This window comes from Halobacteriovorax sp. YZS-3-1, from assembly GCF_047084945.1.
Classification (GTDB): Bacteria; Bdellovibrionota; Bacteriovoracia; order Bacteriovoracales; family Bacteriovoracaceae; genus Halobacteriovorax_A; species Halobacteriovorax_A vibrionivorans.
This window is the reverse complement of the sequence record NZ_JBKIYI010000002.1, coordinates 250347-266365: the sequence shown is the minus strand read 5'-3', so window position 1 is coordinate 266365 and position 16019 is coordinate 250347. Positions and strand designations below refer to the sequence as shown.

Sequence of the window (16019 nt, the reverse complement as noted above, 5' to 3'; positions counted from 1 at the left end):
CGTATCACTTCTCTTTCAATAGAACAACGCCTACTTTAAGCTCTTAAGCTCGTTAGCGGCAATTACGACTCTTTGAATTTCTGAAGTCCCTTCATAAATTTCAGTAATCTTAGCATCACGGAAGAACCTCTCAACCGGATACTCTTTAGTATATCCATTACCACCACAAACCTGAATAGCTTGAGTCGTAATCCACATTGCAGCTTCAGCAGCAAAAAGCTTGGCCTGAGCAGATTGTAATGAGTACTCTTCACCATTATCTTTTCTACGAGATGCTTCCCAAATAAGAAGACGTGATGCTGCAAGTTTTGTACTCATATCAGCTAACTTAAACTGGATTGCTTGAATTGCATGAAGTGGCTTACCAAACTGAACTCTTTCATTTGAGTAATGCTTAGCGTAACGGAATGCAGCTTCACCAATACCAAGTGCCTGAGCAGCAATACCGATACGTCCACCATCTAGTGTATTCATCGCAATTTTGAAACCTTTCTCATACTCACCTAAAAGATTCTCTTTTGGCACTTTTACTTTATCGAATGCGATTTGAGCTGTTGATGATCCTTTGATCCCTAGCTTATCTTCACATTTCATTACTTCGAAACCTTCAGAGTCACATTCAACGATGAATGCCGAGATTCCTTTGTAATTATCTGTTTTTGATGTCTTAGCGAAAACAACTGCGATATTAGCTTCTTTACCATTTGTAATGAAGTTCTTTGTTCCACTAATCTCAAAGTAGTCACCTTTATCTTCAGCAAATGTTGTCAGAGAACCTGCGTCTGTACCAGCATTTGGCTCAGACAGACAGAAACAACCAATATGCTCACCAGAAGCTAGCTTAGGAAGATACTTCTTCTTTTGCTCTTCATTACCAAAGTTTAGAATTGGGTAAACACATAGTGAAGTGTGTGCTGAGATTAAAACCCCTGTTGAAGCACAAGCACGAGAAATTTCTTCTACGATGATCGAGTAAGATACATAATCCATTCCTGCTCCACCATATTCTTCTGGAACATATGAACCTAGGAATCCATTCTCACCGAGCTTACCAACGAGATCACTTGGAATCTTTTCATTTTTATCAATTGAAGCCGCTAGAGGAGCTACTTCGCTATCAGCAAATTTAGAAACAAGGTCTCTAAGTTCTTGGTAGTCACTTAACATCATTATTATTCTCCCTTAAATTCTGGTTTTCTTTTTTCAACAAAGGCCTTTGTTCCTTCTTTCATATCATAAGAAGAGAAGATATCGCCAAAGTGGCGAGCTTCAATATCTAGACCTTGTTCATTAGTCAGGTCATTACCTTCGTTCATAATTTGTTTTGATATGGCCACTGCATTTGGTGAGTTTTTAGAAATTGCTTCCAATGTCTTCATCGCCTCACTAATCATTTCATCTTGTGAATCAAAAGAACGAACAACTAACCCGATTTCTTTTGCTTCATTAATATCAACATTACGGCCACTATAAATAATTTCTTTAGCGCGATTGCGTCCAATTAACTTTGCTAATCTCTGTGTACCACCAAAGCCTGGAACAAGACCAAGTTTTACTTCAGGCTGCCCAAAAACTGCTGTCTTCGTTGCATAAATAAAGTCACATGACATGGCCATTTCACAACCACCGCCAAGTGCAAAACCATTTACACAAGCGATTACTGGAATATTTAAACTTTCAAAAAGTAGCGTTACATCTTGCCCAAGAGTTGAGAAGTCATGCCCTTCATCAACTGTCATATCACTCATTTCAGCAATATCTGCACCAGCTATAAAAGCTTTGTCACCAGCTCCAGTAAAGATCATCCCTTTAAGCTCATGACCTTCACTTAGTGAAGATAAAAAATCTTTTAACTCGTGAAGTACTTGTGAGTTAAGTGCATTATATTTCTTTTCACGATTTACTTTTAAAATTCCAATTTCACCGAGCTTTTCAAAAGCAATTGTTTCAAAATTAGTATTCATAAACACCCTTCCCTACTTTGCGACCAAAGCGACCAGCTGTTACATACTTCTTAAGAAGTGGGCATGGACGATACTTTGTATCACCTAGGCCATCATGTAGAACTTCCATAATAGCTAAACATGTATCAAGTCCAATAAAGTCAGCAAGCTCTAGTGGTCCCATTGGCTGGTTACATCCAAGCTTCATAGCATCGTCGATCCCTTTAGCCTCAGCAACTCCTTCGTATAGAGTATAGAAAGCTTCATTGATCATTGGCATAAGGATTCTATTAACAGCAAAGCCTGCTACATCATCTGCACGTACAACTGTTTTACCCATTTTTGTTGCTGCTTCTTCAACAGCATTAATTGTTTCAGCACTTGTTTCAAGCCCAGTGATTGTTTCAACTAACTTCATTACAGGTACTGGATTCATAAAGTGCATTCCAGCAACCTTTTCTGGACGTGAAGTAGCTGCAGCAATTTCAGTAATTGAAATTGAAGATGTATTTGAAGCTAAGATTGCTTCAGGTTTTGCAATCTCATCTAATTGCTTAAAGATTTTGAATTTTATCTCTTTATTTTCAGTAGCTGCTTCAATGAAAAGGTCACAACCTTTAAGATCATTCATTTCTGAAGTTGCACTTAAGTTAGCTAGCGTTGAATCAACAAATGATTGTTCCCACTTACCTTTTGAAACACCTTTTTCTAATTGCTTTTTTATAAAGCTCTGTCCGAACTCAAGGCCTTCAGCTGAGATATCATACATAAAAACTTTATAGTCATTCATAGCGGCAACTTGAGCGATTCCTCGACCCATCTGCCCTGCTCCTATAACGGCAATTTGTTTAATCATTGTGTCTCCTTTGTATTGGCATTCAAAGTACCTAAATTATAAAGGATCGTCCATTAAATTACTATTTCACTCAGATATATCAAATACTTAGACGCCATGAATCATTTAATCATAAAAAGAAGCTAGGTCCATAAATCCTATTGTAGAGATGTGTAATATTCACTTTTCTCTTGCAAAAATGCATTGTGCGGATTATAAAAAGTGACTTATTAATTAGATGTTGAACAAGTTAAACGTAGGAGTCCATTGTGGCAAACCACAAATCTTCAAAGAAAAGAGCTAGACAAGCAATTGTTAGAAACGAAAGAAATACTTCAAAAAGAACTGCTGTAAAAACAGCTGTTAAGAACGTAAGAAATGCTATTGAAGCAGGTAAGAAAGAAGAAGCATCAACTCTTCTAGTTACAGCTCAAAAGCTACTTGGTCGTCTAGCAAAGCACGGTGTTATTAAAACTAACACAGCTGGAAGAAAAACTTCTAGACTAGCAAACCAAATCAACAAGCTTTAATCTTTAATTAGATAGTTTGATATATAAAAAGCGGAGAGCAATCTCCGCTTTTTGTGTTTGTAGCTATATCTTTTAAAATACTAACTTCTTAATTTTTTCTTATAATTTTAGAGACAGAGGTATTCTCTACGGATTTGATCTCTAAGCCAAAGGTCTTTAGACTTGGCCAGCACTTCAAAATTAATCATCTTCTGCTGAATATCGATTAACTCTTCAAAATTCCACTTTTTAGATGCTAATTGAATTCCCCTATCATACTTACTAAGAGATTTTTTAGTGGCCAAATAACTAGGGTCAATAATTTTTGATATATGGCCCTGAAATGAACGGAAGAAATCCATATATAAACTAAAATCATCTTCCACTAATAATAAGTTGAGGTAGAACCTTTTTAAGTTTTGCTGATTAAAAAGATCTGTCTGATCAAAGAAGTCTAACTTTCTCACCTTTATAAGCTCTCTGGCTTTTTCAAGAGAGATATTCCCATTTGCATCCACATGGTGAGAAAGAATATGACATGAATTGAAATAATCACCAACATTATCCTGGACTGACTTTTCAATAAAGTTCTTCACTTGAGGATTCATTTGAAAACCAAAGTACTTAGCAAAAATATCTAAGTATTGGCCAAAATGCCATGGCTTTGGTGCAGCGATGGCCAAAGCATTCATATCTTTAGGAAAAGCTTTAGGCAGGCGCCCTTTCGTTATGAAGATAATTGTGTCTTCAATTAAGTGACGATTATTATTAAATGCTTCAAAAGCATTAGCTTTAATATCCTGAGCATCAATAACAACATAAGGGCCATTAGTCCCAAATAGACCGCCTCCAGCAAGAAGCTCTTGCTCTACAAAGTCGATATTAAACTCATTAGGCCACATCTTCTTTGTCTCACCTTTTAATTTGTCACAAACAATTTTTGAAATAAATTCATCTGGGACAGTTAAATGGTATAGGCCATTTAATTCACTAAGAATTTTTGAAACTTGATCAACGCTATTAATATCAAAACTTTGTTTTTTAGAAGGCATAAAGAAGAACCTCTCTAAAGTCATCACCGAAATCACTTGCTCCATCAGCTAGGGATTTCTTAAAAGTACCTCGGTTCTTTACACTTCTAAGAGGAGCAGCACTGTCAATTCCACCAACTGTATTTTCAATAATATAAGAATCACTTATATCAAAAGTCTTTGAAAAAATGCTACGAGGAAATTGAGAGTGGTCTATTTTATAAAATGATTCATAGAACTGAATTTCATCATTATTTGGCTTCTTAAAGACTGTCACTTGTATCTGAAATTGATAACTTCCAGATGTAGCTAGATAGAAAGCATTTCTATTTCCACCCAATTGATTCTTCTGCTCATCATTCATTAAGGTGTCACCAGTTTCAGTAACTTCTTTCCCCGCTTTTTTTCGACTAGTAATCTCTGCAAGTAAAATTGCATCACTGTCATAATTCTTTCCTGTTCTAACCCTTAAAGAACTAAAAGAAGAAAGAGTTTCAACAATTTCATCAGTATATATTTGAGAAAGACCTGATATTCCAGTGTGATTTTTTACAACAAAAATTGTAATACTATTAACTCCTTGGGCCTCAAATGGGTTATTTGACTCACTGAAACGATACCCTGCACAAGAAGAAAGTAAAATTAAACAAGTTAATACGAAAAACCTCATATTAATAATATGCCTATGATTCAATCAATCGTCTATTACTTTGACTGGTAAGACCTCTTTAATATATGATGCATCTTGTGAAAAAGCTGAAAAATCTCAAAAATTTAAAAGATGTTTTAAAAGATATCGATAGTGACTTCAGTAAAAACGCTGGTGTTGCGAGCGTTTCAAGTTATGGTAGTTATGGTAATAAACAATCTAACTTTAAAGCGAATAAGGCCATTGATCTCTTTGACTTTCTCGAGCTCTCAAGTTCTTGGAATAAGATCGTAGGGCCAAGGCTTTCTCAATTCACTATTCCACTTAAGCTAAAAAATAAATCTCTAACGATTTTAACTTCACATCCAGTTTACGCTCAACAGCTTAAATACATGGAAACAGAAATTATAAAATCAATTGGAAATGTTCTACCTGCAACAAAAGGACAGATTAAGAAAATCTTCTTCCAAGTAGATAATCAATTCTTCCAAAAAAAGAAGTCGGAAGTCGAAAGAAAAGAAATAGTAAAACAAGAAGTTGAAAATCGTCTACATCCACAATCTCCAGAATACAAAGCAATTATGAGAGATGCTCAAGAACAATTTTCAGATATTGAAGATGAAGAGCTCAAAAAGTCATTAACTTCAATATTAATGCAACTTAGAACGAAGAAGTAAGAAAATCGAAAAGCCTTCTGCCTCCTCAACCTTCTCTATATAATAGTTCTTAGAAATACCACTTAGTAATTCTTTTAATTGCTCATCTTCTCGACAAACAAAGAATAAAACACCATTTTGACTCAGTAAATTAGCAGCGTGAACGATATAACTCTTAAGCTCATCACCAGAATACTCTCGGCAAGTTCTTTTCTTTTCATTCTCACTAGATCTTCCATGGCCATTTTTAAAATATGGTGGATTCATCACAATAAGGTCAAAGTCTTTTACTGTATTAAATTGAAGAATATTTTCGAAATGAACCTGATATTCAAGGCCATTTATTTCTCTTTTAACTATTTCAATATTACGATGAAGATGAGAGTTGTAATCATCTTGCACTTCAACAAAATGAATCTCTTTTATCGAATTGAGAAGTTCTTCTTCTAGCTTTTGTAAGATCTCGAGTCCAATGACGCCACAACCACAGCAGAGGTCAGCGACCTTATCAACGACAAGCTCATGAAATTCAATATGCTCGGCCACACAATTTGCTAACTCAATTGAATCACGAGAAAAATGATAAAATGAGGGCTGTGAATAATCAGTAATTAATGCCATGAGATTTTAACACTTCTAAAATATTGTCAATATGATTACCTTCTCGAACTACTTGGGCCGTCAATCCTGAGATTAATATGATAGTTGATGAATGCCCACTCGGTTTAAGAAAATCTGAACTTATGAAGTTACTGTCAGGACAATATCGATGCCAAAATTCATTTGCTTCATCAGAGTCGTAAATCGGAGGCTGACCTGTTTTATTTAAACTTGTTGAAGTAATGAATCCAGGAAAGTCCCTAATACACTCATCAATGATCTCATTTTGAATGACTCGAAAACAAATAAAGTCCGTATCATCAAATGGACCTTTAGGAAATTGAAGGGATAAACTCGCCTTTGGCAGTCCCACTGTGATTTCGTATTTGAAAAGGTCATCAAAAAGAGCTGTATAGGATTCTGAACCATGAAAAGTATCAATCAAATTTTGAACATCATTAGTTAATATACTCAAAGGCTTTCTAATTGAAGTTCCCTTCACTTGAGCAATAAGTTCATACGTTTCAATAGAGAATGGATCTCCTCCAATTCCCCAGACAGTATCCGTTGGATAAATGAATAAATCTTTCATAAATCAACCATTAAGTTTTTAATAACTTCTTCGTTTCTTTGTCCAAGATATAACAGCTGATACGCAAGCCAGCTACTCTTTTTTTCTCTTAATTTCTTATTTAGATATGTTCTTTCAATACTAAAGATTGGCCTTTCAAAATACTTATCACGCTTGACCAGCTCTTTTTTAAAAACAGGGTTACGTAATCCAGAAATCAAAGAAATCATTTGATCAAAATTATAATCTTTATACTCACTAGCTATTTTATCGATAATCTTATCTCGGCCACTTCCAACCTTTGGTAGATTGTATTCAAATAATAGGCCATTATAATCAGATAATTCTTTTACAGCAGGAGTATCAAAGAACCTCTCTACTAAGCGCTTCTTTTCATTAAAATTCTCAAGCTCCTGCACCCAAAATGGAGTCATCTTAACTCCATATTTATAACTTGTTATATCAAACTCAAGAGTTGCTCCAAAAGTTTGATTTAAAAGCTGTGTTAACTTTAATCGACTATCACCAGTAGATATATGAGTGAATTTTTTAAAAAACATTAATTTATAAAATTCATCTATACTTGACTCATTTACCAATTCAAAAGTTCTATTAATATATTTTGCATACTTCTGTCTTGATTTTGGAATGATATTTTCATTAATCCAAACGGAATAATTTGTAATGTCTCGACCTAGTAAGTCGATAATAACAGTCGTTAGCCATTCGTTTTTATTTAATGAAGAAGCGATTATTATTTCTAAAAGTAATTGATGAATATTCTTTCTCTCTAAACTTTTTAAGAAGTTTTGATGAGCTACTTTTTTACTATCAAACTTCATTTTTAAAGCTTCTTCAAACTCCAAAACAGGTTTATCAGAACGAGACTCAACATAAGACTTTATAACGATATCTGGATAAAATAGATGCTGACACTTGGCCTGAAACTCAACCCAAGGCTTCTCGTCACTTTTAAGTTCTGACGTCGTAAAAGCATAAATCAAATTGAACTCAAATTGTGTAATTTTATCACAAGTACTAGGAGGTGTTTTAATAAAGTCCGGTATATACTCGACACCTTCTAATGATAAACTATATGAAACATTCACATAGTTTAGAAAAATCTTTTTTTTTTATCCTGTGATCTAAACTCTTGCGCGTAAACTAAGCTAGTTGGTGTTTTAAATTGAATATCAGAAAACAATTCCTTACCTACAAGCTTTGAATAGAATTTTGAAATAAAGAAAAGAAGAACAATTAATACAGCAATTGCAATATAGACAAAGCTATAATCGTTTTTTCTTTTCTTCTTTTTAGCTTTTGACTTTTTCTTAGCACCTGACTTCTTCTTTTTTGAAGGACGAGGCATTTCTACGGCCTTCATAGGCTCGATATTATCATCTTCAATACTATCTAAATCCGGTGCAGTTGGTGGCTGTTTTTTTTCAGACTTAAGAATCTCTTCTGCTTGAGCAGCTAATTCATCTTCTTTATTCTTTTCTACTTCTTCAACAAATTGATCAATCTGGCTTACTTGAGAAGCTTCTTGTGCAACTTCCTCAGCAGGTGTACTTTCTGAAACACCACCAATATCTGGGAAATCGAGATCATCAGATGAAGGAAGGATTACTTCTTCTTCCTCGATATCCATAGCACTTGTTGCTTCGGCTAAACTGATTGATTCGTCATCAGCCACATCTGCCAGTGGTTTTTCTTGAACAATATTAGGCTCACTACTTGGAGCTGCAACTGCTGTATCACTGTAATCAATTGGCTCTGGAAAATCTAAGTCATCTTCAGCAGGAAGTAATATTTCTTCTTCATCATTAATTGTTGTTGAATTATCTGTTGCAGGGTTTTCAGAAGATAATGGTGTTGCAGGAATTTCATCCCCATTCTCTTTAGAGATTTTTTCTACGATACCACTTGTTTTAACAAGTTTTGTTACGCTATTTGCAACTTTCGTCTTGGCCTCTGCTACTGGATTGAAGGTTTGTTCTTCATCTCCATAGAGAAACTTATTTAATAGGTCTTCTTCTTTGACCCAAAACCAGTAACCATTACCGCTACAAATCTCATCCTCTCCAGAGAGGGTTCCATTTTGTACAAACTCGACAACCTTCTGCTTTGAAAGTGGACCGAGTATTTTTTTCGATTCTGTTCTAATTAACCAGTTTCTTTCCGTCATTACTTATTCTTTATAAGAAAATCCCTACTAAGCCTTTAATATCTTCGTCATTAAACTTTAATCCTAAACTATAAACCATACCAGGATCATTAATTAAATCTTCACCCTCAATTTTACCATAAATTACACTCCATAGTTGAAAATCTAATCCGATACGAATATTTGGCCCAATATTATCTCGGTAATCGAAGACCTCAAGGCTTGTAATGGTATTCCAGTCATCAAAATTATAATCAACAGCAAGACCACCGTAAGAATCGATAAGTCCTCCACGGAATGTCCAATTGTCGATACGACGACCTAATTGAAGGTTGAGGAGAACGTCATTGTATTTTCTAACCTTCTCATCCTCAATAGTCGTTGTCCCACCAACAGTTGTTTCTGTGATCTTTCGTCTTTCAGGCCCAAATTCAGAAGTCGTTACACCTACCAGGTAAAAACGGCCAGGCGATGGAAAGATACGAAGTTCAGCAGTTGTATCTGTTTGATCAGTTCTCGTATTTGCACCAGTATAAACCGACAATTGTGTTCGGATACTATCAACTCGTCCAATTACTTTTTGAACACTTGATAGAGTTGACTTAACTTCATCTGCAATCTCTTCTTCAACAAGAAGCTTACCAACTGTTCCCTTCCCATCTTTGATATTTTGAACAAGGTCCTCAAGATCGGCCATCATATTATCAGCTTTCTTAAGAATCTCTTTTACATCTGCAACAGCACTTGCTGGCTCGTTTGCATCTGTTTGGTATGCTATTTGAGCAGTAAAGTCTTCGAGATTATCAATAATTCGTTGAAGTTTTTGATTATTCCTTCCAACGAGATCATTAAGCTTACCTGTTAATTCTTTCGTATTCGTCATCGTCTCCTGAACATCAGCTACGATCTTTTTCATCGCTGGCTCACCACCCTCTGGAACAAAAGACTCTTTAATACTTCCAACAAGAACTTTTACATCTTGCATAACTTCACTTGCATCTTTTAGAAGTGTTTCAATACCTGCTTTCTCTTCCGCTAGAAGCTCTGAACCATCCGGAAGGAGTTCATCATTATTAGCAACGTAAATTTCTAAGTACTTATCACCTAAGAAACCTACTGATCGAATTCTAAGCTTGGAACCCTTTGTGATCTTAACTCTTTCAAGAACCTCAAAACTAATACGGGCCTTATTTCCAGTTAGTTGAATATCTTTAATTCGTCCCGCATTAATACCAGCAACTTTGATTGGAGTTTTTGGAAAGATACCAGAGGCATCATTAATAGTTGTGTAATAATCATTATAAGCTCCAAAACCAGATTGGTTTGAAGTTACAACTAAGGACATAACAACAACAGCTATCATGGCGGCCAAGGCCATTAAGCCGACTTTAAATTCATTCATATAATTCCTCTTCCCTGGAACTACCTATAAATTAATAAACTCTTGAACCAATGGATGGTCTGAGTTTTTGAAATCATTTGCAGGTAGATACTCAACAATATTACCACGGTTTAAAAAGGCAACGTAGTCGGAAATTTCAAGCGATGCTTTTACGTCGTGCGAAATAATAATTGAGGTTAATCCAATATCTTTATGTAATTTACTTGTTTCTATGATCAAATCGTTGACCATTTTAGTTGTAATAGGATCAAGTCCAGTTGTTGGCTCATCATAGAGCATAAGCTGTGGACTTAGGGCCAGTGCTCTTGCAAGACCTACCCTTTTTCTCATACCACCAGACAATTCACTTGGTAGTTTATCAAAAGAGATCTCCTGAAGACCTACTGATTTTAATAAAGAAGCTGCTTTCTCTTTAATTTCACTTTCATTTAATTTTGTGAATTCAATTAATGGAAAGGCCACATTTTCAATTGTTGTCATTGAATCAAAAAGTGCCGCATATTGAAAAAGCATTCCGTAGTTTTGACGGAATTCACGAAGCTTATCTTCTTGAAGAGTTGATAAGTCTTTTCCCAAAACCTCAATTGATCCAGAAGTTGGATGATGAAGTCCTAGGATATGCTTTAAGAGTGTTGATTTTCCAGCTCCTGAAAAGCCGAGGATTGTAGTAATACTTCCTCGTTTTATATCAAAGTTTAATTCACTTAAAACAGTGTGCTTACCAAAAGTCTTGGTTAAGTTTCTAATTCGTACTGAATGATCATCAAATTCTAACATCTACATCACCTGCACTAAGAAACTTGTTAAAAAATAATCTAAAACTAAAACCGAAATCATTCCCCATACAACAGCGAGGTTTGTCCCCTTACCGACTCCTTGTGCACCTTTTGTGACAGCAAAGCCAAAGTAAGTTCCAATTACTGAAATAACGAAACCAAAGACAGTCGCTTTAATTACACCTTGAAAAATATCTGAGACGTACATAAATTGTCCAAGCTTAGACAAGTAAATGGCATCATCAATCTGCAAGGCATAGGTTCCGACAATGTATGAGCCAACATTCCCTACTAATAAAAAGAAAACTGATAATAGTGGAACTGATAAAGTACCAGCAATAATTCTTGGAACAGCAAGGTATTGCATACTACTAATGCCCATAACTTCAAGAGCATCAATTTGTTCAGTAACTTTCATCGTTCCAATTTGTGCTGCCATCGCAGCCCCTGCTCGACCTGCAACAATTAGCCCTGTTAAAACAGGAGCTAATTCCTTTGCTAAAGAAATTGCAACAACTGGGCCAACAAGAGAATCAACATTGATTAACTTAAAACCAAAGTATGTTTGATAGGCCATAACCATTCCGGTGAATGCACCGGCCAAGAAAATAATAAATAGACTTTTGTTTCCGACAAATTCCATTTGTTCAAAAAATAATTTGAAACGATACGGCCTCTTCGTTAACCAGTAAAAAAAGTTCACAATGAACTTCATCACTTTGCCAAGACCTGCCAAATTGAAAATAACTAATTTTCCTAAATTTTCATTAAAGGAAACAAATGTTCTAAGTAAAAGATTCATTACTTAAATTCTAATGGAAAAAGAATGAAACTGCTACTTACTGTCGATATATTTTGGGAATTCTTTCAGTTAAGTGAATAAACACTTCGTAAGGAATAGTCTTTGATTCGACACATATATTAGAAAAGTTTTGACCATTTTGATCCCATACGACAAACCTTTCGCCATTTTTGATTGTTAGGTTTGTGTTAGGAAACAAAATCTGTGCCATATCCATATTAACTCGCCCTACAATTTGCCCTTCATGCTCCCCATGATTAAGGTGAACATTTTGATAGCGAGTTGAAAAACCATCACCATATCCTAGAGCAAAAACTCCCACAGTACCTGCTGATGGGCATGGGGTTGCTCCATAGCCTATAGGCGTACCTCGATCAACTTGAAAACTATCAATAAAAGTTGTCTCAAGTTTAGAGATCAACTTTCCTTTCCAGCAACTCAACTTATTATACTGAGGCAACAAAGAAGACGGGCCATACATCATTAATCCTGCACGAACATGAGACTCTTCAAGGCCAACTTTTTGCTCAATTGCACCAGAGTTTGCAATTGATGATTTATGAATTTCAATTCCAGAACTATTGATTTGAGACTTTAATTCTTTCCAATTCTCTTTTTGAGTTAGATTTCTCTTATTTTTTTGCATTGATAAGCTTGAGCTCGAAAAGTGGGTCATCAAATGATAAATACTTGATCGGCCATGCTTTTTGATTGTTTGAATCGCATAATCGATTCGATCCATTTTTATTCCGAGTCGATTCATTCCCGTATTGAATTTTAAACAAAGTGGGAAGTAGCGAAATTCCTCATGAGACAAGAAGAACTCTAAGTTTGTTTCATTTGAAATAACTGGGATAATTCGATTATTTAAATAAATATCTGCTGCTTCTTGAAGATCTAGGTTCACATCAGAAAAGACATAAACTTCAAACTCTCCATTTGGAATTTCTTCACGAAGCCTAAGAGCCTCTCCAATACTGGCACAACCAAACTCTTTTATGCCAAGCTCATAATAAGCAAACTTAACAACTGGCACCAGTCCATGTCCATAGGCATTGGCCTTGACCATAAAGAGAGTTTCATTATTAGGACAAATTTCTTTTAAAAGTTGATAGTTTTGCGAAAGAGTGGAGACATTAACCTCCATACTACTTTTTATTCTCATAAGGTACTATCTTGAAACGCTCTTTTTCCTCTCAACTTTCGTGATGTCGTCACCATTGAATACCCAGAGTAAGGAATTTCAGAAACATTTAGCTGCATTGATAGAATAAGACTCTTATCTTTTCCGCTAAAATACTTTCCTAATCTTATATTCTTACAAAGGTCTTGAGCGGCTGCATAACTTTCATCAAAAAAGTCATTTTCCACATCCAGTACAATTGATTCAAAAGAGATATTGTAAATATTGCCAATACTAGTGATTTGAGAAAGATAAACTTTCATATCTTTCCAAAATGTATTCCAGTCAAATGAGAAGTCTGATCTTAACTCCATTAGATCTGTAATTTCAGAAGTATCAATCGATATTAAATTCCTTCCATGACTAACTTCAGAGATATTTGATAATAATTCAAATGGACCTTTAGCCTGTGCGATAGAAGAAACATGAGTTAATGAATTCTTTATTTGAGAATAAATCCCACTTAAAAGTGTTTCTATGACCTGCCAATTAAAGTTAAATAAATAATCGCGATCAACTTCAAGTGCTACAACACTAGTTGTATCGACACCATTTTCCGATAATTCTAAGGTAACAACAGGATTGTGAACTAGGTTAGAAACAATATTCTTCACCATATTCATTCCATTTTCATTAACGCCTTTAAGTTTAATATGACCAAGCCAAACCTCAGGAACTTCAATAGACTTATGCCCATCATGCTTTAAAGGTGAAAGCTTATTGGTCTTTTGATTTAATTCAAAAATTGTATAACCTGAGACAAACTCTAAAGGTTCAAAAACATTTGTTATAAGAGAAGTTAAATCATTTTCTTCTCTATTAAAATTAATGCTGTCACAAACTTCAAAGAAGTCTTTCCCATAAAGAGTCTTCGTTCTTTCACTTTCAAGACTCGCAACAAGTGCTTCTTGACGGTGACGGTACTTATCATGAAATGATTCAAGTTGAGCTAATTGTCTCTTTAACGATGTTTGTTGATTGTACTGATTTAGTACATGTCTAATTTGCGCAAGCAAATCTAAATCGCGATATATAATTCCAATATTCTCATTCGTTGCAACAGTCTTCAGTTCTGAATTCGTTGAAACAATGAAAGCTCTCTTAACGGACTTTAACTCAGATCGATTAAAAAGAAATTGTCCCTCAAATGTCGCATCATTTGCACTTGCTATAACAAGGTCGTATTGCTTTTGTAAGTGAGCGATTAAGAAAGAGTCTACAGTGTCGTATGAGTCGACAACAGTATTAATACTTTTGAAAATTTTTGAAAATGATTTACAGTCATCAATCATTGATGAAAGGATCGCAACTTTTGGACTATTCATTGTCATGGCGCAAAAACTCCTTCTAAGGACATAACATCGCTTAAAATCGTATCAAAAGAGACGTTCTATAGCAATTTTAAGAGGTCCTGGACTGTATTTATTTCAAGAATTTCTTCTTGATTAAGTAAAAGATGACTCTTTTCATAAGTAGGAGCTCTCTTTTTATAGAGATTTTCCATAAACTCGCGGCCATATTTAGCAAGTGGGCGATTTCCATCTTTCTTTAAACGTTGCCAACACTCTTCGAAGTCACATTTTAAATAGACTAATTTTCCACCAATCTCTTCTATAAAATCTGCTACACTCTTTTCATCAAGAGCACCTGCTCCTAATGTAATCATATAGTTATCCTTCATATTTTGATGTAGGAGCTTGAGCATATCAAATTCATCCTTACGAAATTCATCAATACCGATCTCTTGGATATACTCCCCAAGACTGTCGTAGCCAGTCCCCATTCGATTAAAAATCTCTTCATCCAGATCAAATACTTGAAATTCACTATCTTTAGATAGTTTCTCACCAAAAGTTGTTTTGCCGGCTCCAGAAAAGCCCGTTATAAAGATTCTCATACGTAAAAAACTACACGATTCCCACCATAATGTCCTAATTTTCTTGCATTTTGGCCTTACGCAATATACACAGAAGGACATCTAAATTTAGAGGAAATATGCAAATAGTTAATAAAGAAAATAGCTTTCTAAAAGATTCCACAATCCTAATCTCACGAGTTGGAGACGAGTTTGAAACTTACAATCTTACTGATAAAGATTGCACTTGGGTAAAAGAGATTCTTGATGGAATCACAAAGGACTTTGAACCTGAAGTTAAGCCGGAAGGTTTTGAAGGCTTAAGCGTAGAGCTACAACTAAAAAATGCAAGAGACTATACTTTTGGTGAGCACTTAATCGTCAAAGGAAAGGTATCAGGGGCGTATACAGCAACTTGTATCCGCTGCTTAATTGATACACCACAGACTTTTGATTCTGAATTCACAGCTGCATATGTAAATAAGCGATACGAAGACGATCCTGAGTACGAAGAGGTTGATGAGATTTTTGTAAGTGATGAAATGGCAGATATGTACTTTCATAATCGCGGAAAGGCCGACTTAAAAGAAGCCTTGGCAGAATGTTGCTTTTTGGCAGTAAATCACTACCCTCTACATGACGCAGATTGCAAAGGTCTTTGCCAAATATGTGGTGTTGACCAAAATTCAGAGACTTGCGAGCATGCGAATTAAGAATAGATAAAAACAAGGCCTCTTTTGGCTTGTAAAAATGACGTGAGTGATGTATTTACATAAGCTCATTTATAAAAGAAATAATTTTGTAGTTGAATATAACGGAGTAGAAAATGGCAGTACCTAAGAAGAAGACAAGTGTTTCAAGAAAAGGCCTAAGAAGAGCTGGACAAACACACAAGCTTTACGCGAACAATGTAGTTGTAGCTGATTCAACAACTGGTGAACTTACTAAGAAGGGATGTATCTCTCCTTCAGGTTACTGGAAAGGTAAGCAGATCTTCACTACTAAAGCGGATAGAGAAGAAACAACAGAAGAATAAGATA

General features: G+C 35.3%; 19 protein-coding genes. 4 read left to right on the top strand and 15 right to left on the bottom strand.

All coding sequences use genetic code 11. From position 1 onward, the window contains the following. Nucleotides 1-30: 30 nt before the first annotated feature. From ACMAZI_RS11230 to ACMAZI_RS11220, 3 genes are read right to left on the bottom strand one after another with little or no spacing between them, the layout of a single operon-like run. Nucleotides 31-1170, bottom strand: a complete 1140-nt coding sequence (locus tag ACMAZI_RS11230) for an acyl-CoA dehydrogenase (protein WP_115361795.1) — start codon at nt 1168-1170, stop codon at nt 31-33. A 2-nt stretch (nt 1171-1172) separates the two neighbouring features. Continuing rightward, on the bottom strand, nt 1173-1964 hold the full coding sequence (locus ACMAZI_RS11225) for an enoyl-CoA hydratase/isomerase family protein (protein WP_412474107.1): 792 nt from the start codon (nt 1962-1964) through the stop codon (nt 1173-1175). Continuing rightward, complete coding sequence (locus tag ACMAZI_RS11220) at nt 1954-2799, bottom strand: 3-hydroxybutyryl-CoA dehydrogenase (RefSeq protein WP_115361799.1); 846 nt, start codon at nt 2797-2799, stop codon at nt 1954-1956. The genes ACMAZI_RS11225 and ACMAZI_RS11220 overlap by 11 nt, the downstream gene beginning before the upstream one ends. Nucleotides 2800-3047: 248 nt before the next feature. Here ACMAZI_RS11220 and rpsT point away from each other — a divergent pair, with 248 nt between their 5' ends. Further along, complete coding sequence (gene rpsT / locus ACMAZI_RS11215; RefSeq protein WP_115361801.1) at nt 3048-3308, top strand: 30S ribosomal protein S20; 261 nt, start codon at nt 3048-3050, stop codon at nt 3306-3308. 107 nt (nt 3309-3415) lie between these two features. Here the strand turns inward: rpsT and ACMAZI_RS11210 are convergent, their stop codons facing one another. Continuing rightward, nucleotides 3416-4366 carry a hypothetical protein gene (locus tag ACMAZI_RS11210; RefSeq protein ID WP_412474106.1) on the bottom strand — a complete coding sequence of 317 codons (951 nt, stop codon included), beginning with the start codon at nt 4364-4366 and terminating at the stop codon, nt 3416-3418. Then, entirely contained in the window at nt 4329-4988 is a 660-nt protein-coding gene (locus tag ACMAZI_RS11205) for a hypothetical protein (protein ID WP_115361806.1), read from the bottom strand. Before ACMAZI_RS11205 ends, ACMAZI_RS11210 begins: the two co-directional genes overlap by 38 nt. 77 nt (nt 4989-5065) lie before the next feature. Between ACMAZI_RS11205 and ACMAZI_RS11200 the strand changes: the two genes are divergently transcribed. Beyond that, complete coding sequence (locus tag ACMAZI_RS11200) at nt 5066-5644, top strand: DUF721 domain-containing protein (protein ID WP_158536865.1); 579 nt, start codon at nt 5066-5068, stop codon at nt 5642-5644. Here the strand turns inward: ACMAZI_RS11200 and ACMAZI_RS11195 are convergent. From ACMAZI_RS11195 to ACMAZI_RS11150, 10 genes are read right to left on the bottom strand one after another with little or no spacing between them, the layout of a single operon-like run. Then, entirely contained in the window at nt 5618-6244 is a 627-nt protein-coding gene (locus ACMAZI_RS11195; protein WP_412474105.1) for a methyltransferase, read from the bottom strand. The two genes, ACMAZI_RS11200 and ACMAZI_RS11195, sit on opposite strands and share 27 nt — an antisense overlap. After that, a complete protein-coding gene (locus ACMAZI_RS11190; protein WP_115361812.1) occupies nt 6228-6815 on the bottom strand; it encodes an L-threonylcarbamoyladenylate synthase in 588 nt (195 codons plus the stop codon). The genes ACMAZI_RS11195 and ACMAZI_RS11190 overlap by 17 nt, the downstream gene beginning before the upstream one ends. Beyond that, a complete protein-coding gene (locus tag ACMAZI_RS11185) occupies nt 6812-7903 on the bottom strand; it encodes a hypothetical protein (protein WP_412474104.1) in 1092 nt (363 codons plus the stop codon). Before ACMAZI_RS11185 ends, ACMAZI_RS11190 begins: the two co-directional genes overlap by 4 nt. Nucleotides 7904-7908: 5 nt before the next feature. Then, entirely contained in the window at nt 7909-8982 is a 1074-nt protein-coding gene (locus ACMAZI_RS11180) for a hypothetical protein (protein WP_334678822.1), read from the bottom strand. Between the two features lie 10 nt (nt 8983-8992). Next, the gene (locus tag ACMAZI_RS11175) at nt 8993-10363 is read right to left on the bottom strand and encodes an MlaD family protein (RefSeq protein WP_115361818.1); all 1371 of its coding nucleotides are present in this window, start codon (nt 10361-10363) and stop codon (nt 8993-8995) included. A gap of 24 nt (nt 10364-10387) precedes the next feature. After that, nucleotides 10388-11140, bottom strand: coding sequence for an ABC transporter ATP-binding protein (locus ACMAZI_RS11170; protein WP_115361820.1), 753 nt, complete (start codon nt 11138-11140; stop codon nt 10388-10390). Beyond that, on the bottom strand, nt 11141-11941 hold the full coding sequence (locus tag ACMAZI_RS11165) for an MlaE family ABC transporter permease (protein WP_120404178.1): 801 nt from the start codon (nt 11939-11941) through the stop codon (nt 11141-11143). Between the two features lie 37 nt (nt 11942-11978). Further along, on the bottom strand, nt 11979-13106 hold the full coding sequence (gene alr / locus ACMAZI_RS11160; protein ID WP_120404177.1) for an alanine racemase: 1128 nt from the start codon (nt 13104-13106) through the stop codon (nt 11979-11981). After that, nucleotides 13103-14455, bottom strand: coding sequence for a hypothetical protein (locus ACMAZI_RS11155; RefSeq protein WP_412474103.1), 1353 nt, complete (start codon nt 14453-14455; stop codon nt 13103-13105). Before ACMAZI_RS11155 ends, alr begins: the two co-directional genes overlap by 4 nt. Before the next feature lie 59 nt (nt 14456-14514). Beyond that, nucleotides 14515-15021, bottom strand: coding sequence for a shikimate kinase (locus tag ACMAZI_RS11150; protein WP_158536866.1), 507 nt, complete (start codon nt 15019-15021; stop codon nt 14515-14517). A gap of 98 nt (nt 15022-15119) precedes the next feature. Between ACMAZI_RS11150 and ACMAZI_RS11145 the strand changes: the two genes are divergently transcribed. Both ACMAZI_RS11145 and rpmF read left to right on the top strand, forming a co-directional pair. After that, entirely contained in the window at nt 15120-15692 is a 573-nt protein-coding gene (locus ACMAZI_RS11145; RefSeq protein WP_115361830.1) for a YceD family protein, read from the top strand. 113 nt (nt 15693-15805) lie between these two features. After that, nucleotides 15806-16015 (top strand): 50S ribosomal protein L32, encoded by a 210-nt coding sequence (rpmF, locus tag ACMAZI_RS11140; RefSeq protein WP_115361832.1) that lies wholly within the window; start codon nt 15806-15808, stop codon nt 16013-16015. Nucleotides 16016-16019 lie beyond the last annotated feature (4 nt).

Excerpts from the sequence above, each read along its gene's own strand:
- ACMAZI_RS11230 (WP_115361795.1), bottom strand. The coding sequence starts at position 1,170 with ATGATGTTAAGTGACTACCAAGAACTTAGAGACCTTGTTTCTAAATTT.
- ACMAZI_RS11225 (WP_412474107.1), bottom strand. The coding sequence starts at position 1,964 with ATGAATACTAATTTTGAAACAATTGCTTTTGAAAAGCTCGGTGAAATT.
- ACMAZI_RS11220 (WP_115361799.1), bottom strand. The coding sequence starts at position 2,799 with ATGATTAAACAAATTGCCGTTATAGGAGCAGGGCAGATGGGTCGAGGA.
- ACMAZI_RS11205 (WP_115361806.1), bottom strand. The coding sequence starts at position 4,988 with ATGAGGTTTTTCGTATTAACTTGTTTAATTTTACTTTCTTCTTGTGCA.
- ACMAZI_RS11195 (WP_412474105.1), bottom strand. The coding sequence starts at position 6,244 with ATGGCATTAATTACTGATTATTCACAGCCCTCATTTTATCATTTTTCT.
- ACMAZI_RS11190 (WP_115361812.1), bottom strand. The coding sequence starts at position 6,815 with ATGAAAGATTTATTCATTTATCCAACGGATACTGTCTGGGGAATTGGA.
- ACMAZI_RS11180 (WP_334678822.1), bottom strand. The coding sequence starts at position 8,982 with ATGACGGAAAGAAACTGGTTAATTAGAACAGAATCGAAAAAAATACTC.
- ACMAZI_RS11175 (WP_115361818.1), bottom strand. The coding sequence starts at position 10,363 with ATGAATGAATTTAAAGTCGGCTTAATGGCCTTGGCCGCCATGATAGCT.
- ACMAZI_RS11170 (WP_115361820.1), bottom strand. The coding sequence starts at position 11,140 with ATGTTAGAATTTGATGATCATTCAGTACGAATTAGAAACTTAACCAAG.
- ACMAZI_RS11165 (WP_120404178.1), bottom strand. The coding sequence starts at position 11,941 with ATGAATCTTTTACTTAGAACATTTGTTTCCTTTAATGAAAATTTAGGA.
- alr (WP_120404177.1), bottom strand. The coding sequence starts at position 13,106 with ATGAGAATAAAAAGTAGTATGGAGGTTAATGTCTCCACTCTTTCGCAA.
- ACMAZI_RS11155 (WP_412474103.1), bottom strand. The coding sequence starts at position 14,455 with ATGACAATGAATAGTCCAAAAGTTGCGATCCTTTCATCAATGATTGAT.
- ACMAZI_RS11150 (WP_158536866.1), bottom strand. The coding sequence starts at position 15,021 with ATGAGAATCTTTATAACGGGCTTTTCTGGAGCCGGCAAAACAACTTTT.
- ACMAZI_RS11145 (WP_115361830.1), top strand. The coding sequence starts at position 15,120 with ATGCAAATAGTTAATAAAGAAAATAGCTTTCTAAAAGATTCCACAATC.
- rpmF (WP_115361832.1), top strand. The coding sequence starts at position 15,806 with ATGGCAGTACCTAAGAAGAAGACAAGTGTTTCAAGAAAAGGCCTAAGA.